Annotated in this window: 16 protein-coding genes, 1 other RNA gene and 3 pseudogenes; 4 read left to right on the top strand and 16 right to left on the bottom strand. The window is 42.8% G+C overall.

From position 1 onward, the window contains the following. Nucleotides 1–224: 224 nt before the first annotated feature. From folK to APHWEB_RS01135, 9 genes are all read right to left on the bottom strand, one after another. The gene (gene folK / locus APHWEB_RS01170) at nt 225–719 is read right to left on the bottom strand and encodes a 2-amino-4-hydroxy-6-hydroxymethyldihydropteridine diphosphokinase (protein ID WP_226988827.1); all 495 of its coding nucleotides are present in this window, start codon (nt 717–719) and stop codon (nt 225–227) included. 722 nt (nt 720–1,441) lie between these two features. Next, a complete protein-coding gene (locus APHWEB_RS01165; protein WP_020849230.1) occupies nt 1,442–4,447 on the bottom strand; it encodes a phosphoribosylformylglycinamidine synthase subunit PurL in 3,006 nt (1,001 codons plus the stop codon). An 870-nt stretch (nt 4,448–5,317) separates the two neighbouring features. Further along, on the bottom strand, nt 5,318–5,488 hold the full coding sequence (locus tag APHWEB_RS07050) for a hypothetical protein (protein ID WP_020848796.1): 171 nt from the start codon (nt 5,486–5,488) through the stop codon (nt 5,318–5,320). 20 nt (nt 5,489–5,508) lie between these two features. Then, entirely contained in the window at nt 5,509–5,775 is a 267-nt protein-coding gene (locus tag APHWEB_RS07045) for a hypothetical protein (protein WP_155370086.1), read from the bottom strand. Nucleotides 5,776–6,460: 685 nt separating this feature from the next. Beyond that, an RNA gene (gene rnpB, locus APHWEB_RS05865) (RNase P RNA component class A) lies at nt 6,461–6,798 on the bottom strand. A gap of 1,041 nt (nt 6,799–7,839) precedes the next feature. Beyond that, nucleotides 7,840–8,808: a biotin synthase BioB gene (gene bioB / locus APHWEB_RS01150; RefSeq protein WP_011450360.1), complete on the bottom strand. Its 969-nt coding sequence runs from the start codon at nt 8,806–8,808 to the stop codon at nt 7,840–7,842. Continuing rightward, entirely contained in the window at nt 8,795–9,019 is a 225-nt protein-coding gene (locus APHWEB_RS01145; protein WP_044104173.1) for a hypothetical protein, read from the bottom strand. The genes bioB and APHWEB_RS01145 overlap by 14 nt, the downstream gene beginning before the upstream one ends. A 198-nt stretch (nt 9,020–9,217) precedes the next feature. After that, nucleotides 9,218–9,673, bottom strand: coding sequence for a PAS domain-containing protein (locus APHWEB_RS01140; RefSeq protein ID WP_011450362.1), 456 nt, complete (start codon nt 9,671–9,673; stop codon nt 9,218–9,220). Nucleotides 9,674–10,163: 490 nt separating this feature from the next. Then, nucleotides 10,164–10,832: a M23 family metallopeptidase gene (locus APHWEB_RS01135; protein ID WP_011450363.1), complete on the bottom strand. Its 669-nt coding sequence runs from the start codon at nt 10,830–10,832 to the stop codon at nt 10,164–10,166. Between the two features lie 87 nt (nt 10,833–10,919). Between APHWEB_RS01135 and APHWEB_RS01130 the strand changes: the two genes are divergently transcribed. Then, entirely contained in the window at nt 10,920–11,855 is a 936-nt protein-coding gene (locus tag APHWEB_RS01130; RefSeq protein ID WP_011450364.1) for a fructose-bisphosphatase class II family protein, read from the top strand. Nucleotides 11,856–12,569: 714 nt separating this feature from the next. On the opposite strand, the gene mnmG is transcribed toward APHWEB_RS01130, so the two are convergent. Further along, nucleotides 12,570–14,456 carry a tRNA uridine-5-carboxymethylaminomethyl(34) synthesis enzyme MnmG gene (gene mnmG, locus APHWEB_RS01125; RefSeq protein WP_011450366.1) on the bottom strand — a complete coding sequence of 629 codons (1,887 nt, stop codon included), beginning with the start codon at nt 14,454–14,456 and terminating at the stop codon, nt 12,570–12,572. A gap of 101 nt (nt 14,457–14,557) precedes the next feature. Here mnmG and APHWEB_RS01120 point away from each other — a divergent pair, with 101 nt between their 5' ends. Then, a complete protein-coding gene (locus tag APHWEB_RS01120) occupies nt 14,558–15,340 on the top strand; it encodes a phosphoribosylformylglycinamidine synthase subunit PurQ (protein ID WP_011450367.1) in 783 nt (260 codons plus the stop codon). Nucleotides 15,341–15,536: 196 nt separating this feature from the next. Here APHWEB_RS01120 and APHWEB_RS06220 read toward each other — a convergent pair. From APHWEB_RS06220 to APHWEB_RS01090, 6 genes and pseudogenes are all read right to left on the bottom strand, one after another. Further along, a pseudogene (locus APHWEB_RS06220) lies at nt 15,537–15,696 on the bottom strand (P44/Msp2 family outer membrane protein); the annotation flags it as partial. 1,231 nt (nt 15,697–16,927) lie between these two features. Next, nucleotides 16,928–17,541, bottom strand: a pseudogene (locus APHWEB_RS06855) (P44/Msp2 family outer membrane protein); the annotation flags it as partial. 5 nt (nt 17,542–17,546) lie between these two features. Beyond that, nucleotides 17,547–17,750 carry a hypothetical protein gene (locus APHWEB_RS01110; protein ID WP_020848802.1) on the bottom strand — a complete coding sequence of 68 codons (204 nt, stop codon included), beginning with the start codon at nt 17,748–17,750 and terminating at the stop codon, nt 17,547–17,549. A 127-nt stretch (nt 17,751–17,877) separates the two neighbouring features. Further along, nucleotides 17,878–18,454 (bottom strand): annotated as a pseudogene (locus tag APHWEB_RS06850) (P44/Msp2 family outer membrane protein); the annotation flags it as partial. Between the two features lie 260 nt (nt 18,455–18,714). Then, nucleotides 18,715–19,350, bottom strand: coding sequence for a phosphoribosylglycinamide formyltransferase (gene purN / locus APHWEB_RS01095; RefSeq protein ID WP_011450370.1), 636 nt, complete (start codon nt 19,348–19,350; stop codon nt 18,715–18,717). Nucleotides 19,351–19,355: 5 nt separating this feature from the next. Next, a complete protein-coding gene (locus tag APHWEB_RS01090) occupies nt 19,356–20,876 on the bottom strand; it encodes a leucyl aminopeptidase (RefSeq protein WP_044104175.1) in 1,521 nt (506 codons plus the stop codon). Nucleotides 20,877–21,216: 340 nt separating this feature from the next. On the opposite strand from APHWEB_RS01090, the gene APHWEB_RS01085 reads away from it, so the two are divergent. Together APHWEB_RS01085 and APHWEB_RS01080 are read left to right on the top strand one after the other, a co-directional pair. After that, complete coding sequence (locus tag APHWEB_RS01085; RefSeq protein WP_230474277.1) at nt 21,217–21,936, top strand: dioxygenase family protein; 720 nt, start codon at nt 21,217–21,219, stop codon at nt 21,934–21,936. A gap of 140 nt (nt 21,937–22,076) precedes the next feature. Then, entirely contained in the window at nt 22,077–22,973 is an 897-nt protein-coding gene (locus tag APHWEB_RS01080) for a hypothetical protein (RefSeq protein WP_011450373.1), read from the top strand. Nucleotides 22,974–23,224 lie beyond the last annotated feature (251 nt).

Genomic DNA, 23,224 nt, shown 5'->3' with positions numbered 1-23,224 from the left:
GTGAGTTCTTCTATAAGGAGCTGTGATGGTACAGATGCTGGGGTGTTTATGCCAATGATAGTTTAAGGCTCTAACTAGATATATGCATGTTGTTATGTAATAGCATTGTAGGTGCCGAATCAACAATGGGAAGCGTAGTTTTACAGATAATAATCAGCACTGTGCCTCGGAATGGAGTCTTGCACTGGTGTTTTAATGAATCATATAGAGGCCATTCTCCCTCACTATAAGTGTATAGCCTGATACTTTTTCACAAGGTTGATATCCTGCTTATTTAGCAATATCGATTCTACTGTTTCTTTTAGTATAGGATGTGGAAAACGGGGACATATGTCGCAGGTAGGTACTAGAACAAAGTCACGTTTGTGCATTTCCTTATGAGGTATAGTGAGAGCTTTATCCTCTACTGTAACGCCTTCCCACAATATTATGTCTATATCTATGCTTCTAGGGCTCCAATGACCAAGACTACATCTTCCTAGCTGGGATTCTATTTGTTTAATGCTTTGTAAGAGATCTTCTGGAGAAAAATGTGTATATCCCGCGATGACCATGTTTAGAAAAGGCATGTTCCAGCAAAATGGGGCGTTATCAGGAAGCAAAGCACAACTCTCATATACGGATGAGTATAGTCTATTATGCAACGGTATGAGTTTTATTGCTTCTTTTAAAGCGCTCATCCTATCGCCAATATTGCTGCCCAATGCTAATACAACCATAGCACTTTTGTTGGGTTGATATATTTGTTTAACCATTTTGAGAAAAGATCTAAAAATCCACTGCCATGCACCTAGCATACTCTGAAGCAATAGGCAACTGCACTGGATTTTGTAGGATAATAAAATTTGTTAATAACAAACAGTAGATCAATGAATTTCTAGTAGGGTTATGCGGATTTTCTGACAACAATAGCCTTAATGGCAATACTGTATACATAACGGTATGGCGTATTTTTGAGTACTCTGAAGCTCCCGCTAATGCATTGTACTATACGCTAGTTTCTTACGCAGGATATCGAGCAAGCTATGGTGGCGTGTCATAGATTGAGACTATATGACAAGAGCTATAAACATTCTCGCGTGGCTTCCCAAGAGAGTGAGTAGCTACCATAGATATCAGGCTATATTGCATAGAGATTCCTGAGGTTTTGTTTTATATCTACACCTGGTCAGTAAACAGCGGCTAAGAAGCTGTATCGGCCAAAAAGAAGCAGAAAGTCATTGGGTTTTAGAGGCAGATGTAAAGCGAGTGCGTATTTTAAAAATGGCAATTTGGGTTGTAGGAGACGTGACAGCATAATTGCTGCTCCCTAGCACACTTTTGTAGAGTATTCCAAGGTTAAAATACCTGTGGGAGGATTTGCGCTACACACCCTAGATGCACAAACTATTGCATGAATGTACATAGCGCGAAAAGTTACAGGCGTAGCCGTGAAATGTGCTTAAAGTTGATCAACACGCACACCATTATACCGACTGTTGCTAAACTCTTTATACTTCCTTTCCAACAGTTCTAGAGATATTGTGGTGATGCCTGATATCTTTAAGACATATTCTGGTATAACCCTTCCTATCAAAGCGTAGGGCACATCTGCAAAAAGAGACTCAAACTCATGCTGATTTTCAACACTTACAGTAGCGATAATACGACTCTGAGATTCAGAGAATAGCACCGTTTTAGCCCACATGTCATTTTGTGGTACGTCAGAGGTAATGACGGCGCTAAGATCAATTTCTGCTCCCATATGACCGCCTATGAGAGATTTAATGAGACTTGTAGCTAGTCCTCCTAAACCTGGGGCAATTGCTGAAGCAATCACTTTTCTCATAGAGGCTTGATGAAACCTCTTGTAAAGCAACATTGCATTTTCAGCGTTAACACTAGGTACATTTTCATTCCCCATACCACTGTAGAGCTGGTATTCAGACATGCCTAGTTCGTTGTAAGTCGTTCCAAGAACATATATAAGGCTTGGACCTTTGACGTGTTGTGTAATCGCGTTACTCACATCTTCTATGATACCCAATGTTGACACCAAAAGAGAGGGCAGAGCGGAAATATGTATGGATGTACCACTGCCATCATATCCGTGGAAGTCATTGAACATGCTATCTTTTCCGGAGATAAACGGTGTGCCAAAAGCAGTAGCATAGTCATAACACGCTTTAGCAGCTTGCTTCAACTGCCACAACCTTTTGGGATTTGTTGCATCACACCAGCAAAAATTATCTATCAAAGCCATGTGTTCTATGTTTCCGCCTACGGATATATGGTTGCGTATTGCAGTGTCGATAGCGCACGCAGCCATGTTATACGGATCGATTTCAGCGTACACACACCCGAATCCTTGTGCCTTAACCACACCGCGGGTAGATGATAATACAGGCCGTAACACAACTGCATCGCCACATATACGTCCCTTACCTTGAAGTGGTTTTATAGCAGACGACCCCTGAACTTCATGATCGTATTGAGAAACTAGAAATTCCCGACTACAAATGTTTTTGCGTCCCATCATGTTTAGGAGATCGTCCTCTATACTTACGTCATGAGTCACTGTTGTGTGGATATAAGCAGGTTGCCACTTTTCTGTCTGCAAGGTCAATGCTGGATTCCCGTTATGTAGGAAATCTGTATCAATATCCATTATGACAGTGCCATTATGACGCACTACTGCTTTTCCAGTGTTGTTAAATTCTCCTATAACACGAATTTCCACATCATGCTTGAGCATAAGCTCTTCTAAAGCGGGATATTGCTCGGGAGATACAGCTAGAGTCATCCTTTCTTGGGATTCGGAGACCCATATTTCCCAAGGCATTATCTTGTCAGTTTTTAGTGGGACTTTTTCCAAATCTACTATGAACCCCTTTTCACCCATTTCGCCTACGGAAGAAGAAAGTCCACCAGCACCATTGTCGGTAATAGCATTATATAAGCCACGATCCCTGGCCTCCTTTACAATGGCATCAGAGAGTTTTTTCTGAGTGATAGGGCTTCCTACTTGCACTACGGTGCACCCTACGTTCTCCTTAAGGGCATGCGATGAGAATGTGGCGCCGTGAATCCCATCCCTTCCTACTCTACCGCCTATGACCACTATATAATCTCCGTTTTTCACGGTTTTTATATGAGCAGGCTTTTCTCCAATATGACGCGGTATAATTCCTGTGCTTCCAACAAAAACCAGAGGCTTGCCACAGAAGCGATTATGAAAATACATCGAGCCTATGGCAGTGGGAATACCCGAACAGTTTCCTCCTGTGTTTACGCCCAATATTACTCCATCCATAATCTGTGTGGGCGCAAGCACAGATTCTTTACATTCTTTGTCTCTGTATAAAGGCTGCTCCAGGGATTCAGCGAAGCAAAAATAGTAGGCGTTCATGATAGGCTTTGCACCCATACCGAACCCTATGATGTCTCTATTCACGCCGAGTATTCCGGTTTCTGCTCCACCAAAAGGGTCCAAGGCAGAGGGGCTGTTATGTGTTTCTACTTTGTCTACTACTAAGAAGTCATCATCAAATACTATTGCACCTGCGTTGTCAGAGAACGTGGATACACATATCGGTGAGTTTATATCTGTGGTAGCACGCTTTATATAATGCTTGTATAGGCCTGACGCAATTTCATCTATAGAGGCAGAAAATATATTGTGTTTGCAGTGCTCTGACCAGGTTTGAGCAAGAGTCTCCAATTCAATGTCATTGGGTGATCGGTTATGCTTCTCAAAATAAGCTCTTATAGCTTTTAAGGCGTCTAAAGAGAGGTTTAACGGCCCCCTGTTTTGTATTCCATCTTTACTAATTCGCATTAATTCACTGTCACTGACATGCAAATCAACACTACAAACGCTGTGAGAGTACGGTGCTGAGCCACCGATATCAATAGCTCTGAGGTATGGTATAGGGTGGGGTGTTTTGTTAAGGTTAGCCAGTACCCTATTGAGTTCTTCTATATGTTGATTGCCAAAAAACTGTACGTTAAATAGCTTTTTACTGGGGTTGTGCGTGACTAATTTGCAGTACTTGACCAGGGGATTATAATTTTTTGCCGGGGGATTGCATGTTTCGTAAAAAGAAATCTCTGAGGCATGCACGCGCACATTCTCAATGCCCAACGATTCTCTTATAATTTGTGCGGCAGTATCTCCGACATTATCTGTCATTCCGGGAAGATACGCTGTTTCTATGGAAGATTCAGCATTGAAAATCTCAAACATGTCATACGGAGCTTCTGACGCCATGTTTCTATACCCAGGGAGCCCTGGAGCATATACATCGTCTTCGTAAACGAAAGCGTAGAATTTGTCAGTTACGGCATTAGAAAGTAGCTGTCCTATGCGTACTACCAGCTCTTTATTGACTTCATGAGGCAAGCTAACTGTGTAAACCTGCTTATTTTCGGGATTCAATATATTGTCAACTACGATACTTACTATCATGTTCTAACGACGTAACCATTATTTACTGTATTATTACAGATACTTGGTTTTTCACACACTAAAATAATAGCGTAAACTGTGATACGACGAGGAAATTACAGTAGTGCTGTAAATTTAAGAAGTGAAATTGCTGACTTCAAGAAGTACGTTTATTGGTACATTGAGGATTTGAGCAATACATGGCAAAGATGCTTCTTGGGCGCCTTTTTAGTTGTACTAATATTGTACCCTGTTAAGTTACCCTGTTAAGTCGGGTAGTGCATTTATCAGATGCATTAAAATAGGTATGTATGTCCAGAGCGCATGCATTTTTGTTTTAGATGAACATATAAGGTTTTGCCACAGACACTGCTTGTATAAATGCAGTAATATAATAAAAGGAAGTAAGAGCATAGCTCGCTTGATGTCCTAATTTGTGTGCGGGAAGATTAATCTATTTCGCGTTCCTCTAACATTGATACTACGCGAGGAATAAGACTCTGTGTGCTATGCAGCTTTTGAAGTTATGTAAGCCGTTTGAGTTAGTGGTGCTACTAGCGTATCAGAGAAGGTTGAGAGTTTCATCCATTTAGGGACGGATGTGCGTTACCTTATAGCACACACTGCCATTAGTGCAAGGTAGCTTAGTCCCAGATATTAGGAAGCTCTGAGGAGGCAGACTTTTTGATGTGCTGAACAGCATACGCAAGAATAGGGATACTCTGCGTGAATAGGTATTCGCGTATGTGATATATTTTGATCTGCAAATCTTACTATCGATGATGTGGTGGGGGATTTTAACGGCCTTAGCAGGTGGACTATGTCCTAAGCATAAACCTCGATATTTAATAATGAAACCCTTAGTAACTTACAAAATGGTGTAGTTTTCTATCACAATTCTAGTAACCCTGCTACTATGGTTTTTTCTTCGGGGGTTAATTCCTTGACTAGGTCTTTAGCTACGGCTTTGGCGTTGTCGTTTTGTTTAGGATCTTCTCCATTCGTATTCCCCGACTTCGCTTTCCTAGAGGTTGGCCAATTCCCGTTACTACCCTCTTTCAAAGTTTTGGCAACAAAATCCCCTAACGCCTGTCCTGCGTTGTTAGTCGTTGATGCCTCACTACCTCCATCATCCCCACATAAAGATGTCTTATAACTACTACTACTCTTCTCAGTTTCCTCCGCATACTCACCATACTTCTTCCCACTTTGGGCCTTCGTCTTACAAATCTTCCCATCAATACCGGAATGAGAAATTCCAAGAGCATTCGCAAACTGAACGATGTCTTTACCGGAAGTCTTGGCAAGAGCAGCAGTAAGCTTATCAGTCTGCCCAGTAACAACATCATAAGCTAACTCCTTAGCTAGTAGATATACTGTTTCATCCTCTCTAATAATACTCTTCCACTATCCTTTATACCCTTGGTATTGCTTTTTAATAATAAGAGTTATTATGCCTCTTAGTAGATGTATCGGCCGCATATATTCTGTAGGTTGTTAGCGATGATGGGCTCTGACCATTCTCCTGTCGCATAAACCTTGTTATCAAGGCTCAGATGAGAAATTCCGACATCCTTAGAAAGTGGAATGTCCTTACCGAAGACTTTGTATGAAAAACTTTCTCGTCTCAAGCGCATCTACACTGCACACATAAGAAGACTTCTACAAGAAATCGCTATCTCGTTTTATATGTGAAATTTTCTTTGTCCGAGCAGACATCTGCTGACGTTACTATGAAGAGCGTAGGGAAATTTTTACGGCGTTTTAGATTAAGTACGTGTACGAAGTTACGTTCTCGATCGGCCAATAGAATAATCTGTGAGGTATGTTATTATGCATTTATGCGACCTATGATCGCAGTGTATGTCATAAAAAGTCACTTCGACCATAAGTTGAAGACAGGGAATATTACGTAGACTTGCGAACATATCAGTGAAATACAGTCTTACTGAACTGAAAGGTATCGCGGTGAAAGGTATCGTGGTGTTATCGACCAATTACTATAAAGTCATCATTAGGTAACAAAGGCCTGTGGATGTCAGGTGGAGATAAGCCGGATTCTGTGTTATGTAGTCATTCATCTGGGATATGCATCGCTGCATGCCTCATGCGGCTTACCCGGGCAACAAATGAGAGAAGCCATAATGCCCTTCTTAGCCTTGCTCCTGGTAGTGGTTACCTTGCTACTGCGTGTTACCACGAGTACGGTGCGCTCTTACCGCACCTTTTCACCCTTACCCCTTTACGGGGCGGTAGTTTTCTGTGGCCCTAACCTAGAGTTACCCCCGGCAGGAGTTACCTGCCACCATCTTCTCTTGGAGTCCGGACTTTCCTCTGTGCAAAAAAAGCACAGCGACTACAACTCCACCTGATGCTTCAGTCTATATTATGTGTAGCTAGAGTACAAGCGACATGTCTCCTATTTTCTCGAATTTCTCGGTGCTGCAGACGAGTATCATCTTTTGAGGTAATGGAAGTACGTGTTCTGCGTGATATTGGGGCCAATGCGCGCACTGTGTACCTTACAAGTGCCTAATGCCGAAATTATAAAATTGATTTTAAATCTTGAGTACACTTATGCATGTGCTATGTGCTATGTGCTATGTGCTATGTGCTATGTGCTATGTGCTATGTGCTATGTGCTATGTGCTATGTGCTATGTGCTATGTGCTATGTGCTATGTGCTATGTGCTATGTGCTATGTGCCCATTGACACTCCGTAGTTCTCCTCTATACGCGATATAAATTCCACGTTCATAAGAAAGCCCATAGCAATATACTACAGGCACGTATGATACTTCCTGGGCTTGATGCCAAAGTTTTATCGCTGCATACGTAATAGTAGGAATTTTCACATGATTACGCTAAATATCACTTTATATCTTCTTCCGGTGTTATTAGTGACCTTGTTGCATGTATACTTTATTGCTGTACCCATAAGTTGCTGCCAAAAGGTTTATAAAGTGGCACAGCAAAATACTACGTAACGAAATGATTCTCAAAATGGGTTAAATATAGGAAATGTTACTTAGACTGGTGAACACAATGCTACATCAGGGCTTGAATATGCCAAAAACTGTCCGTAGGTATTGTAAACAGGTATGCTGTTTAAATGCATACGTATATTCTGCATCAAGTGAGTTCACATCGGATACAATGAAATTTCAGAGTTTCCACGTTGCATATTATAAAAGCGTTGTTTTGAAGGGGCAGGGGGATTGCTAATAGCTATAGTATAGCTAAGGTTTTAAGTCGTGCCCTAAATTTGTCAAAGCTGAGCGTGTGGCAGAATGTTTTTTCAAGATGAACCACCCCGCACAGTAGCTGATCGCAGAGCCATACCAGTAAACTAACCACGTCATACAGTAGTATAACAACTTGAAGGATTGTGTCACCAACATGATGGAGAATTCCTAACAAGCACAAGACTCATGTGCTCCGGAAGGTGTTGCTACAACACCAAGCCTAGAAAGCAAATTTTGATCAAATTCCGGTGTAGCATTTTCAGTAGTGAGTAGCTGTTCACCGTAAAAGATAGAGTTTGCACCTGCAAAAAAGCATAAAGCATGCATCTCTTCCGTCATGTCTGACCTACCAGCAGCAAGACGTACATATGATGCTGGCATCATTATACGAGCAACCGCTATGGTACGAACAAAATCAACGCTATTGACTTTCTTTGCACCCTCTAAAGGAGTACCTTTGAATGCCACAAGTCTGTTGATTGGTACAGAACGTGGATGCTGTTTAAGGTTTGCAAGGGTTAATAGCATCTGAGCCCGATCCTCTGTGCTCTCACCCATTCCTAATATGCCACCACAGCATACATTAATCCCAGCCTCTTGCACATTATTGATCGTGTCTAGCCGCTCATCGTACGTTCGTGTGGTAACTATGTTATGATAGTAAGCCCGCGAGGTATCAACATTATGATTATAAAAGTCTAAACCAGCTTCCTTGAGCTTCTGCGCCTGTTCAAGCTTCAACATGCCTAGAGATGCACAGCTCTCCAGACCCTCTTCTTTTATAGCTTTGACAAACTCGCAGATACGGTCAACATCCCGATCATGCAGGTTACGCCATGCTGCAGCAAAACAAAACCTGTGTACCCCAACATCTTTGGCACGCCGCGCCGCAGTACGCACTTCCTCAACACTTGATAGCCCCTTCTTGGTAAGGCCAGTTTTGTTATGTGCGCTCTGGGAACAATAACAACAGTTCTCCGGACAACCACCCGCTTTAATATTTGCCAGTGCACAAACCTGTACCTCGTTGTGACGAAAGTACTCCCTATGCACCATATGAGCCTTGAATAGCAAATCATTAAACGGTAGGCCAAAGAGCTCTAACGTTTCTTCAAGAGTCCAATTATTCCTTATCACGCTGATGACTTTGTTTCTCCTTGGAAGCCTGAAAGCGCCTAAAGCACTCGTCTAGGGCATCAAACTCCTCTCTGCACACAAAGCCCATTTCCTTCAGAGAAGACTTCATGTGCTCCTTTAGTACACCTCTACTCATGGCGAGAACACCGCAAGCCCCACCCAGGACGGTTATGCCAATCCTAGTACAACCACGCAACAGGGAAAAAAGCATGCAAATCCAACTCGCCAACGCCTTAGGAATTCTATAAGCACCATACAAGAATGTCAACCGCCATAAAGCGATGCCATTTATGGTGCGACAACAAGGGGGCTATTACAACTTACCACTGTACCTACAATATGGACACGTTACAAAAAGACAGAACGTACGCAGAATACGTTAATTTCATAAAAGGGTACACATCACAGGTTAATATACCCTACCTCCAACCACGCCTATTATGTGATCCACGGTATTGTCATTCCCAAGTGGTAACAGACACTGGCGTATCTTGACTTCCCTTCCCTTAGGTGTTGTCTTTTCGGTTTCTTCTATTATAGGTCTTTGATTTTCAACAACAGATTCCAGGTAATCATACAAGTTTTCCACAACTTGCGGAAAGAAAATTACCATGTTTTCCGTTTCTGAGTAGTGCTTAAGATCAGAACCATAGAGCCGTACAGCTTCTTCTCCGGCATAGATGCACTCATACCGCTTTTCTCCATCAGCATACTTTACCTGCAGCATGAAGCAATTCGGCCAAATCGTCATAAGCTCTTCAGGTTCTATTTCGTCCTTTCTAGGGTAACATCTGCCATTGCGAAGCTGATCCCAATAGGAGCATAGTGTATTTATCGCTCTTCTTTCGGACACATATTCTGACATTTACTACTTGCAACCTATACTACCACGACTCTAGTACTATATATCAGAAATATTGATTTTTTATTACTGGAATAAATACTGTTTTTACATAGAGGTATAACATCCATGTAGCGCATAAGGCGGGGAAGCGAGGAATTCCATGCCAATTGGCATGGAATTTATTATTGGATTTTTTTTTGCGGAAATATGATATTCACAACTTAACGGTTTCTGGAAGATTAAGTGTTCACTATAGCGGATATGTATACAGTCGAATGTTGTTTTGTGCATATATAATTGCGTGTATATAAGCTACATAGAATCTGTAGGATTTCTAAAGTTGCTGCAGTTACCAACCATAATGGTATGTATTTCATGAAGGTGAGTTATTATCGGACTAGTAACTCACACTTGCTCTCTCAACTAACGGCAAGCTAGCGTATTTGAGACGCGATTTTACGTAAAACTTCAGCAGATGTGGTAGATATCAGGCTTGAGATATGTGCACGCACTACCTTTGTGACAACTTGCATTGCTTTAAGTGTTGTACTGTATCTACTTCCTTTCCATCATGACGCATAGAAAAACAGCAGAATGGTGTATTGCCTTCAGAAAGAGCTTTTCCTCCAGCATAGGATGATGCAATCGTAGCTAAAACATCTCCCTTGTTCACGGAATCGCCAATTTTAACTCCAATCTCATCAAGATTATAGTACATGGTAATTGTGTACCGGTCGTGCTCTAGTATGACCAGGTTGCCGTATTTTCTCAGGTTTTTGCCAACATACATTACCTTTCCCCTAGATGATGCCGTTACCTCTATGTCACCCTTGCTAATTATTGCGACTCCGCTTTCACAGCGCACTCCACCTGTGTTACCAAAGCTCTGCATGGAAACCACCTTACCATTCAAAGGCATGGAAAAATCGCACCCAGGACGTGCCTCATATACCACAGGGTCCATATTGCTAGTAGAAGCATCTTCAACGAGAACCAGCCCAGGTTTAGCAGTAGATCTACCAGTAGGTGTACTATTATCTCTAGTCAAACGATATTCTAAGTGTTCATCGCTATCTGTGCTTCCATAGAACCTCTCTCCCTTCATAGAGACAGGAGCAGGACTTTGCGTCAGGCACCCACACAACAAAAACAAGCAAACCGACGACGCCGCTATCCGCACATTAGTCTATTGATTACACAATAACTCGTGTATCATAATGGAGTATTACATTTTTGTGAATGACTATTTCGAGATAGCGAGGAATTAATGCTAATAGAAGATCTGTGTTTTCAGTTTCTAAAAGTAACGGAACTTGCAGCTGTTGAGGCGTACAAGTTTGCAGGAAAGTCTGACGAAAAGGGAGCAGACCGAGCGGCGGTGGATGCAATGCGTTCTACTCTGAACACTATGGCTATAGATGGTGAAATAGTGATAGGAGAGGGAGAAAGAGATAATGCTCCTATGCTATATATAGGGGAGAGAGTTGGTAAAGGTGGGCCTGCTCTTGACATAGCAGTTGATCCTCTAGAAGGTACGACCACGTGCGCTCTGCATAAGGATGGGGCAATGTCAGTAATTGCCGTGGCCAAGAAGGGTAGTCTGCTAAAAGCTCCAGATGTGTACATGGACAGAATAGCTGTAGGGCCAGGCTTGCCAGCAGGTATTGTGAGTATGGACAATGATCTGAAGACTAATTTGCAAAATTTGTCTGTGGCTAAGAAACGAGCAATGACAGATCTAGTAGCCGTAGTATTAAAGAGAGATAGACACCTTTCTTTGATCAGTGAGCTAAGATCGCTAGGTGTGAGAGTACGGTTAATTGACGACGGCGATATCGGTGCTGTTATATCTCTCATAAAAGGTGAGAATGATATCTGCTTGGGGGTAGGCGGCGCTACAGAAGGCGTGCTTTCAGCTGTGGCATTGTCGGCTGTAGGAGGGCAGATCTGTGGTAGATTGGTATTAAATACCGCTGAGTTACGTGATAGGGCAGGCAAGTTAGGTATAAGTGACTACGACAGAGAATACACAGAGCGTGATATGGTAAGAGATAGAGCATTCATGATAGTCACAGGTGTTACGTGTAGCACTCTCATGAATGGCATTAGATATAATGGCCATAGTCAATTAGAAACGGATTCTATGCTTTTCTTGCCAGAAGGGGTTATTACGCACGTGAGACGTACGCACGTAGGCATGTAGATTTGGGAGTGTATAGCAGTAGGGTAAGTTTCTATGTGCTGTTCGGTTGCGCGGGGTCGTCAACTTCAACGCTTTTGTGCTGTGGAGCATCTTAGTCAGGTGATAAGTGTCTTGGAGATAGCATTTGTAATGGTGACACGGATGCGCTCTACAGTTACGTAACTACAGTTTCCGAAAACTAGGCTTGTATTGTGCTGAGCTGTATTTCCTGTCGAATACCGGATCATAAGTTTGGTATGCATGCTCTTGCGTTGCGAAGTCAGATGCACAAGATTTTGCGCTACACGCAGGAGCTACTATGTGTACAGTAGTTGCATTGCAGCGATCATGAGAAAGAGCACGAACAGCGGAGAAGGGTGGTGCTGTCACTGCCTTGTGATGTGAGAAAGCAATGACACAAATTTAGATAGCTGTGTGCAGGAGTGTCAGTCGCATTTTCTCAGAGTGCTTTCTTTTAACTTAAAGGGCATCGGTGATTGATGGAAGGAAATATGCTGAGTGTGTCAGTACGATGTAGTGTACATATAATTTGTGGGTGCGACACTTCAAGGCTTTGAGGTTTGGTTCCTGTATCAGGCAAACGCTGGAGTACAGCGTACATAGATATGGTATTACACTGCAGCTACGTTGCTATACAGCGAAGATTCCTTATTCTAATATGGGGCGCATACAAATACAGAAACAGAAAGAAGCACACGTGGTTGCGAATGCTGTTTACAGTGACTTATGTGAGGACTTATGCTTGCAGCGTAAGTGTATCAAGATATTCGCGATAGCCGCTGGTGTAATACCTGGTATTCTTCTTGCTGCGCCTATGGAAAACGGCTTGACTGCTTGTAGTTTCTCCTGTGCCTCTTTTGATAACCCGTACACGTCAGAGTAAAGAATATCTTTAGGTATAGACAAATTTTCTTCCTCTAGGAATGATTTGATGTCAGCCTCCTGCCGCTTCAAATAAGGTGCGTACTTTCCTTCAATTTCCATTAAAGCCAGTGTACCAGCACTAAAAGATCTTAGACTTGGCCATATTTTTAACAGTACTTCCATGTTTATGTTAGGGTGACTGAGCAATTCAAAGGCATTTTTCTTTTCACCATTCTGTGCAATGGCAATGTCATATTCTGCAATATCGTTGGGTGTGGCTACGATACCCTTTAGAGCATTCAGCAAAGCATGCATCTCTTGTTTTTTTTGAGATAAGCGATCAAAACGCTCTTGAGATACTAGTGAGTACGCACGTCCGATCTCAGTTAAGCGCATATCAGCATTATCAGAGCGCAGAGTTAGCCTATACTCAGCACGTGATGTAAAAAGCCTATAAGGCTCGCTTGTACCTAATGTTACAAGATCATCTATCATCACTCCTATGTATGAGTCACTACGCTTCAAAACCAGAGGTTCCTGATTTTGCACTAAAGAAAGCGCGGCATTTGCTCCGGCAACGATACCCTGTCCGGCAGCTTCTTCATACCCTGTAGTGCCATTAATTTGCCCTGCGCAGAAGAGCCCTTTAATTTTTTTAGTCTCTAACGTATGGTACAACTCGCGAGGATCTATGAAGTTGTATTCCACAGTGTATCCATGGCGGAGCATCACAGCCTGTTCTAGTCCATTAATACTCCTCAGCATCTCAAGCTGCACTTCAATAGGACAAGAAGTAGATATACCATTTGGGTATACAGAGTTAGTTTCAAGTCCCTCGGGTTCAAGGAAAATCTGATGGCTTTTGTGGTCTGGAAATCTGCGTATCTTTTCTTCTATAGAGGGGCAATACCTAGGAGCCATTACATCTAAGAGAGACTCGCACCGTGAGCCCGCTAGATGTAGGTTCCTTCTAATGATTTCATGAGTTTTTTCATTGGTATGAGTCACGTAGCAAGATATTTGAGGCAAACTCACGCACTCAGACATAAAAGAAAATGGCGTCGGAAGCACATCTCCCTTTTGCTCCAAGAGTTTTGACCAATTTATACTGTCTCTATCAATTCTCGGAGGAGTGCCAGTTTTCAATCTACCCAATTGAAATCCATGTGCTGTCAGGGCTTGTGGAAGCTTTGTGGAGGGTTTGTCTCCTATCCTGCCTGCTGGAAAGCTTTCATTTCCTACGTGTATTGTCCCTCCTAAGAAGGTTCCTGTAGCAAAAACTAATCTGGTAGTTTTTATCAACTCTCCATTCGACAGCAATACCGAGGAGATCTGAGGGCGTTCTTCTACACCATCAACGGTAAAGTCAACTACTTCCTCTGATATAACTGTTAAGTTTTCGTAGTGTAGCACCATATCACGCATAGTAGGCTTGTAAACTTCCCTATCTGCCTGTGCTCTTGGTCCCCATACGGCTGGTCCTTTACTTCTATTGAGGATTATAGAGTGAATACTAGATTTATCGATGACCTTTCCCATAAGGCCGTCTAACGCATCGACCTCACGCACTACTACTCCTTTCGCAATACCACCTATAGCGGGATTGCAGGACATCTCTCCTATGGATTCTACTTTATGTGTAACCAATAAAGTTTTAGCACCTACTCGTGCAGCAGCGGCAGCGGCCTCGCAACCAGCATGTCCTCCACCAACAACTACTACATCATAGTTTTGCACTACAACCTACCGTTATTACTAAAATATACTCGATAGATGGTAAAAAGTAATATAAGTCATGTCAAATGATGCTAAAATTCATGAGTTTATTAGGTAGATGCATGAACGTTATTGTATTATCAGGATATGGGCTGAACTGTGAGGAAGAGACGCTTTTTGCTTTCCAGGAGGCGGGTAGGTATCTAAACACTAACATCTCTGGTAAAATTGTGCATATCAAAGAGCTGTTATCAAATCCTAAGCAGCTTGCTTCGTTCAATACTATGGTAATACCAGGAGGGTTTTCCTACGGTGATGATACCGGTGCGGGAAATGCGTATGCGTTACGACTAATTCATGGACTGAATGAGCACATTCGTGACTTTATGGCACGTGATACTCTCCTGTTGGGTATTTGCAATGGGTGCCAAATACTACTCAGGATGTTGTGTCCGAATGTTGCTTTGGTCAGTAATGACGTTGGCATGTACCAGTGTCGTTGGGTTACAGTAAAGGCAAGTAACAACTCTGTATGGTTGGACGGCATAGATAAGATGTATATTCCAGTGGCACATGGTGAGGGCAAGTTTTACGCTGCTGAGGATGTGCTACAAAATCTAGAAACGCAGGGAGATATAGCGTTGCGTTATGTAAACTCTGATGGAGAATATGCGGAAGGAGAGTTCCCTTATAACCCTAATGGATCAGCACGGGACATTGCTGCTATAACGTGCAACAGTGGGAGGGCGCTGATGATGATGCCGCATCCCGAAAGGGCAATATTCTTTACTCAAAGATATGACTGGACCGATATTGTACATGGTCACCAGAATACAAAAGGGGCTGTAGAGAAATATGCTGATGGATTTCAGATTTTTGTAAACGCTGTTAGATACTTCTCATAGCCGTGGTTTGACATGCGTTATGATCCTGCGATGGCTAGTATGGCATGTGATATCTACAGATGTGTGGTCTTTAGTATTAGGTGATGTTCTAGAATTTGAACCCTCTCGGCACCTAAGAAAGAACCAGCAAGTACATGCAGGAGATAGCAGAATAAAGCTTTGATGCTCTGGTACTACAGCACTTGAAGAGTATACTTTACAAGCTGTATGTGATGGATAGCAGCAGTTGAGCAGGCAGATCATCATAGACACCATCACCAACAACGCGATGGTAGAAACCCCCAGCGAAAGCAGAGATTTCAGGAGCTGATAACTCAACCCAGCCTTTATGTATAAGCAAGCTTAGGAGTGATGTTCTAAACACCATCCGAATCTGAACAGATTAGCTTCCTCTCAAAGTACAGATAGCCTTTATAAGATACGTAGTGGAGATTCCTAGGTAGCAAGTATTTTTCATGCTGGGTAAGAGTGTAAAGCCACTGTACGGACCTGCTATGTATTGTAAATCGCTGATCATAGTTTGTTTCGTAAGTGATGTAGCACTGATTTGCCTAGCTACTTGATAGGGACATACAAGGGCAAAGATGGAGTGTTTTGTGATGTGGCCATCAACAACACCAACGAAGTTACCACCAGGACCAACGCACGCATAAGGAACAACGTTTGAGCTTTTTCTAATTTCTTAGGCTTATGCTAAATAACAAGATTTATTGTGTAGGCTATTGGTGTAGCTATAGATCCGCAAGTAACGGACATACTTTCCAGTGTATTCGAATCGGGATCGTATTGCAGTGATATGTTTCAGGGTTTTATTGGTACAACCTTATAATACCCCTAGAAACTGCAAGACAGCTTAACCTGTAATGCGTTCAATGCCATCCGCATCTGACACAGATTAGCTTTCCTCGAAGTGCAGATAACCTCAAAGTTTTAGAGGAAAGTCTTGGATCACATGTAATTTCACGCGAAGTAACCGTTTGAACCCGTTGTACAGTTCTAGTCTCAGTGAAAAGAGTTGAATCATAGTTAGCTTTGCGAGTGATCTAGCACTAACTTTGCCTAGCTACTTGCTATGGACATACAGGGTCAGAGATGGAGTGGTTTGTTATATGCCCATCAACAACGCCCACGAAGTTACCCCCAAGCCCAACGCAAGCATAAGGAACGACTCCTAAGCTTTTTCCTAATTTCTTAGTCTTATGCTAAAAGCAAGGTTTATTGCGCAGGCTTTTGGTCTAGCTAGAGATCTATATGTAATGCACATACTGATACTTTACAGAGTATTCGAAAGTAACTTCCGAACTCTGCGTGGTGATGGTCTATGCAATTAGACCAGTCTCTAAGAATCACTATCCTGCTCTGAAGCCATCCCGCACTAAAATATATCCTCGCATTAAAGTATTGAGGTTGCTATGAGATTCTATTCTTAACTCTCGTAGAGTGTGATTCACTATATCTCGTAAAACATTCACCGAAGTTAAGCGCAGCCGTGTAAGTAACTTGTTTCAGGTTCCTACAGAAGCATCAGAAGCTTCTCAAACCTCCAAACTACAATTACATCATATGATGAGATTCCGCATAGCCTGATGAATTGACCATCACAGAAGTAGAAGAAACCGCCCTTATTTCAACAACCTCCCCACCTTCAATAGTTTTAGCTAGTAACCCAGCTACTATGGTTTTTTCTTCAGAGGAGAGCTTTGTTAGGTCACCAGCGACAGCTTTGGCGTTGTCGTTCTTATCATCAGACGTTACCCCACTTTCCTTCGACGAAGTTGGCCAGTTCTTACTACCATCCTTGAGAGTTTTTTCTACAAAGTGCTTGAAAACCTCAGGAGTTGTTCCTCCCTTTTGTGCACTTGAACCACCCTTATCACCACAAAGTGAGGTGTGCCCACCTTCCGCATTGCTTTTTGCATTCTTGTCAGTCGCTGTAGCTAAGTCATACACACCATAGCTAGACTTTTGTGTATTCCCATCTTTCGTCACACAAACCTTCCCATCGATATTAGGATGAGAAACCCCAACCGCCTTAGCAAACTGAACGATGTCCTTACCGGAGGTCTTAGCAAGAGCAGCAGCAAGGTTATCAGTCTGTCCAGTAACAACATCATAAGCTAACTCCTTAGCTAGTAGATATACTGTATCTACTTCATACTCTCTAATAATACTCTTCCACTATCTCTAATACCCTTGGTCTTGTTTTTTAATAATAAGAGTTACTGTGTATGCTCTTATTACATCTACATAGAGATTCATAGGTAATGGGCATACTTACCAGTGTTTTTGAATCAGGATCGTATTGCAGTGATATGTTCCAGAGTTTTATAGGTGCATCCTTAATACTATCTCCAAAACTGAAAGACAGCTTGAAACTTGTGATACCCTCAACATCATCCACATCAGTCATAGATTAGATTTCTTTTGAAGCACAGATAACTTTTGTGAGGAAGTCCTTGTTCCTTATTTGGGGTACTAAGAGTCAAAAACCGATTGGATTGTGATGCACGCTCTCAGCACTCAATCTCTATATCCTTGACAGCAGTAGAAGAAACCGCCCTTATTTCAACAACCTCACCCCCTTCAATAGTTTTAGCTAGTAATCCTGCGACTATGGTTTTTTCGTCACTATTAAGAGCTACTAGGTCTGTGGCTACGGCTTTGGCGTTTCCATGAGTTTCACCGTCTTTAGCACTTCCACTATCATAGATTCTACCTGTCGGCCAATTCTTGTCTTTTAGCTGTACCTTCTTTACAAAACTACTTAATGACTCATCCTTTGCACTACCATAGCCTTTCAAATTGCTACACTGCGCTGTGTGTGTGCTACCAGGTTCAGCTTGATATCCACCAGACGCAGTTGCAGTTCCTGTAGCATGCTGTTTACTACAAACCTTCTTATCAATCTCAGAGTGAGAAATATTAAGAGCATCCGCAAAGGGAACAATGTCTCTACCTTTGTACCTAGCAAGAGCGGCAGTAAGCTTATCAGTCTGCCCAGTAACAACATCATAAGCTAACTCCTTAGCTAGTAGATATACTGTATCTACTTCATTTCTCTAATAATACTCTTCCACTATCTCTAATACCCTTGGTCTTGAAGCGTTTGTAACCGAAGCCTGCCATGCCTATGAAGTTTTTCGCATGTTTCTAGCGTATCTTTGTAGTTCTAGTCTTTTTGATAAATCAACTCTCAACTTTTGACGCAGATTAATGTGCAATCAATAATCAAGGTCAGATATACCTAATGATATGTTGAGATATATAAGCCGCCTGTGCTGCAATAGCAATCATCCTTTTATGCAAGACCCTACTAGGTATAATAACCGCAGAAACACGGAAATACACACAACAAACAGAAATGTAACGTGTAGTTAAAAGTTCTCCTGAAATAAGAAGAGCTCATCCTCGCCCGTACATTGCACAGTGCCATCATCGCAAAGCTTGATTTTATCCTGAGCAATGAGCTTCACACCCTTGGGATAACATACGTGCTCAGCAGCTAGAATACGACTAGCTAAACTCTCAGCAGTGTCTTCTCTAAGCACAGGCACTGCAGCCTGCATTATTATAGGACCGGCATCAAGCTCTTGATATACATAATGTAGGGTGCACCCCGCTATTTTAACACCTGCTTTATAGGCTTGTTCCTGAGCATTTAATCCCTTAAAAGATGGGAGAAGTGAAGGGTGAATGTTAATTATCTTGTGATGCCAATCTGTGACAAACTTTTCAGGCAGTATGCTCATGAATCCTGCAAGGCACACTAGATCTACATCATGCTCCCTTAGTACCGTACTGATATGCTCTATATCCAGCGGTTTCCGCTTAACTACAAAGGTAGGAATTCCGTAACTCTGAGCGATCAAGAGCCCGCGTGCTTCAGCATTATTAGAAATAACACATGAAATCACAACAGAGGACTCTTCAGTCGAAAACGCCTTAGCTAACGCTTCAAGATTAGAACCCCTACCAGAAATCAATACACCTACGCGTAGTTCCTTCTTCACAGAAGCTACTTCCCTGAAGGTTTTTGATGAGCAGTTCCCTCATGATATTTCTGGATAAACCTATTCAGCAACATCACGCCATAACCCGTAGCTCCCTTTTCGGCAATTTTAGACCCTGAGTCGCTCCACGTAACACCTGCAATGTCAAGGTGAGCCCAAGGTAAACCATTCACGAAGCGCTGTAAGAACTGTGCCGCAGTTATGCTATCAGCACCGTGTCCAGCCGTTGATATGTTCTTTACATCGGCGATAGAAGAATCAATCATCTTGTCGTAAGCATCTCCCATAGGCATGCGCCACAACTTCTCATTGACCTCATTTCCAGAATCTATCAACTGTTCGGAAAGAGCATCATCATTGGAGAAAAGCCCCGCATATGGTCCCTCTCCAAGCGCTACTACTATAGCTCCGGTCAGAGTAGCGAGATCAACCATAAACTTAGGAGCAAACATCTTCTGTGTATACCAAAGTGCATCGGCAAGAACCAGCCTACCTTCAGCATCAGTGTTTAAGACTTCTATAGTCTGACCAGACATAGAGGTTACTACATCTCCTGGACGCTGCGCATTTCCGTCTACAGCATTTTCTACAAGCCCGATCACTCCGACGACATTAACATTGGCTTTTCTCGCAGCTAAAGCACGCATCAACCCTACTACAACTGCGGAACCGCCCATGTCATATTTCATATCCCACATACCTTTGGAGGGCTTCAGTGATACACCTCCTGTGTCGAAAGTCACACCCTTCCCGATAAAGGCTAGAGTATCACTGTTGTTGCGCGCACCATTCCACTTCATCACCACCAGTTGTGAGCGCTTACTACTACCTTGCCCTACACCTAGGAGCGCCATCATACCTTCAGCCCTTATGCGCTCTTCATCCAATATTTCTACTTCTACGCCCAGAGGAGTGAGCTCGGCATGAACCCTTTTTGCGTACTCTTCAGGATAAAGAACGTTGGCTGGCTCCGATATCAAAGAACGAGTGAAAAATATGGATTCTCCCTCTGTCTTTAACAATTCAAAATCCTTGCTGATCGTAACAGGATCCTTACTTACCGCTATTGTTAACTCTTCTACTTTTGCAGTGTGCTCGGACTTCTTACTATGAAAGTACTTGTTAAACATAAAACTACGCAAGAAGGCACCGTACGCTAACCTTGCCTCTACTTGCTGCGGCGCTACAATCACGGCTTTGGATGCTTTTATCTCTTCGAGACGCGTATAAATGGCTCCCCCGAGCTCCATTGCCATGTGCTCCAAGATTGTATCTGATTTTTTACCCAGACCTACAAGAAGGACTGCTCTGCTTTCTGGTGTATACACTACAGGCATTGTGCTTGCAAAAGTTCCTGAGAAAGATGATGCAGCCTTAGCCTCGAGAATGGCCTTGACCTCTGGACCATGCAGTACACCGTTATCTTCCAGCGTATTGCTTCCCTCAAAAACTCCCACAACAATTACTGCTGTTTTTAGCAGCGCAGAAACACCCGAAGCCAAGCTCAAGAAGGATATGCCGACCATACAACCCACCATTAAAGCACAAACGCTGTTGAATACTAATCCCATTTGGCATTTATATCAAGGTGGTAATGCATTGTGTTGACTATGTTGCTGCATAATGAAATACCCAGTGTTTGCTGGTGGGTAATACCAATATGCGTGATTGTGTTAGTGCACACTCGACGCAGTTCTTCTGCAATGGCTGCAGGGTGTGAATATGCATTACGTTTGCTGTGGAGCTGTTGTAGAGTGGTAACACAGAGAAAAAACCCCTGTATTTGCACGATTGTTTGTCCTAATCAAAAGCTTATCAAAGAATTTACCCTGCGAATATTATGTGCTTGATATTTCCAACTTTGTTTTGCATACCGTTTATAGCTGTGCTAGATGGTGTTACTGCAGGGAAGGGCAGGAGAGAAGGTTGAGGAACGGTCAGTTTTGCAAAGTGAAGCAGCTCGTCGTAATAGCGCTTGTGTTTGTAGCAAGTCAGTTGATGCCTGTTTCACACGCAGGAGCAGTGGATTCTGTGCTTGTGAATTGTGTCGAGACGCCTGGTATTAATGATACGAAAGACAATCACAGACCGGATGTTTTCAACCTTTCTAATAATTTAGCAAGGCGTGTAGGCAGTGCTGATGTCGCAAGAGGAAAGGTTATATATCTTGTTGGCAGAGTAACTGATGCACATTGTACTCCTTTGACCAATGTGAATGTTTTTATCTGGCAGGCTGATTCTCGGGGTGTTTATGCTGGTCATAGAGGCTACGATAAGAAGTTTCTTGGGTCTGGTAAAGCTACCACAGATAACTTGGGCAATTTTGGCTTTATTACGGTAATACCGGGGGGAAACTCTGATAGTGATCCTGTAATACACTTTCTAATAAAACATCCAGCATTCCCTGAGTTTCAAACCGATATGTTTTTTGAGGGAATTGGCAATCAAGGGCTCTCAAATCTGAGCAGAATCCCAAGTGCTATGAGAAGGTTGCTCACAGCGCGGTATGCAGGGAAAAAAGGTGGTGTACCTGTTTACGAATTTAATCTTACGTTTGCAGATAATACAAGCACTCCATACGAGTAGATAAAAAACGTAAAAGCTTTTACAGTGACCTCTACCCTGGTTTTCCGGAACCGAACGTTTCAGCGTTCAATTCAGAATTTGATTTTGGTTGTGCAAAAGTATATATTTAAAGCAATGAGTGTGTGTTCAGGGTTTAGCTTATGGGCAAAAATCCGTTGCGTGACCGTGCGAAGAAAATTGCCGGGAAAACAGCAGATATTGGTCGTCGTGGCAGGTCGGCTGTCTCTTCTGTAAAGAAAGCTGTCAGAGGTACGGCTGAAAATCTGTGTTGTGGTAGATCGGCTACGTCTCCCAGAAGGAAGGTGACTACTGCCGGGTTTGTTGCTTTCTCGTGGTATGTCAGGGTCACAGGAGCTTTGTTACTGCTTCTGGTATCACCGCTTATTTTGCTGTACCTGCTTTCTCTGCCACTAGCACATGCGTCACAGTATGCGTGGGCTAAGGTAGTATCAAGGCGTAGGTGGAAGGAAGGTGAGCGTGTCCGTACTGGCAAGCTACATCGTCTCGTAGGGCCTGCGGCGCGTCAGGTATTTGTCTACATGCATACATTCCTGAGTAACGTGATATTTTTCGCATTGGTATTCCGTGCGGTAACGGCGGTTGTAGCTCCTACTACTATGCCCCTGAAGGCAGCGTTTCTATATGCGTTAGCACCAGCTGCTGTCTTGTTGTTATGCTCTGTTGTGTTTCACTATCTTTCTTCGGTTTACCGCCTGAAAGGTGGTTTGCCTCTTCGGTATAGTGCAAAGTTGCTATGGCGTAGCCCTGAAAAGACTTATGACAGGTGTGATGACTCCGTGTTGAATCTGACGTTTAGGGAGCAGATTCGCAGTGCGATGAGTATGACCTCTTTAGCAAGGATGGATCAGCAGTTACTGCTTGGGGTGCCTACTGCGCTTGTGGCTGTGGGCTGTTATTTGTTTGATCTGTGCACTGGTCAGGAAAAGGAAGCTGCTGAAGTTCGTGAAGAGGCGAGCACCTACTTCACAGGGATATCTGTTGACTGGAAGGTGAACGCGGGTCTCTTTAAAGCATAATCTGTCAAGAAAAAAAGTATTTTTGGAACTGCTGCAGCATGTAGGAGGCTGCTGTACGGTATCCTCGTGTTTTATGAGTGTAGTTTGGTGCTTTTGCTCCTTTGGATGCTATTATATCTGCTGGCGCCTATTTAGCGTGTTGTTACTTGTAGTAACACGTTTTTGTAGTTTGTTTTCTTAAGTAAAGGAGTACAGTAGGTTGTCAAAGCGTTTGGGCGCATAGTCGATTTTGCTAGCGAATGTCTAGTGAT

Origin of the sequence: Anaplasma phagocytophilum str. Webster, from assembly GCF_000964685.1 — a bacterium.
Lineage (GTDB): Bacteria > Pseudomonadota > Alphaproteobacteria > Rickettsiales > Anaplasmataceae > Anaplasma > Anaplasma phagocytophilum.
Note: the sequence above shows the minus strand (reverse complement) of the source record. Positions and strands in the feature narration are given on the sequence as shown.

Excerpts from the sequence above, each read along its gene's own strand:
- folK (WP_226988827.1), bottom strand. The coding sequence starts at position 719 with ATGGTTGTATTAGCATTGGGCAGCAATATTGGCGATAGGATGAGCGCT.
- APHWEB_RS01165 (WP_020849230.1), bottom strand. The coding sequence starts at position 4,447 with ATGATAGTAAGTATCGTAGTTGACAATATATTGAATCCCGAAAATAAG.
- APHWEB_RS07045 (WP_155370086.1), bottom strand. The coding sequence starts at position 5,775 with ATGATGTTGTTACTGGGCAGACTGATAAGCTTACTGCTGCTCTTGCCA.
- APHWEB_RS01145 (WP_044104173.1), bottom strand. The coding sequence starts at position 9,019 with ATGCTTTTTTCCCTGTTGCGTGGTTGTACTAGGATTGGCATAACCGTC.
- APHWEB_RS01140 (WP_011450362.1), bottom strand. The coding sequence starts at position 9,673 with ATGTCAGAATATGTGTCCGAAAGAAGAGCGATAAATACACTATGCTCC.
- APHWEB_RS01130 (WP_011450364.1), top strand. The coding sequence starts at position 10,920 with ATGCTAATAGAAGATCTGTGTTTTCAGTTTCTAAAAGTAACGGAACTT.
- APHWEB_RS01120 (WP_011450367.1), top strand. The coding sequence starts at position 14,558 with ATGAACGTTATTGTATTATCAGGATATGGGCTGAACTGTGAGGAAGAG.
- APHWEB_RS01110 (WP_020848802.1), bottom strand. The coding sequence starts at position 17,750 with ATGACTGATGTGGATGATGTTGAGGGTATCACAAGTTTCAAGCTGTCT.
- APHWEB_RS01090 (WP_044104175.1), bottom strand. The coding sequence starts at position 20,876 with ATGGTCGGCATATCCTTCTTGAGCTTGGCTTCGGGTGTTTCTGCGCTG.
- APHWEB_RS01080 (WP_011450373.1), top strand. The coding sequence starts at position 22,077 with ATGGGCAAAAATCCGTTGCGTGACCGTGCGAAGAAAATTGCCGGGAAA.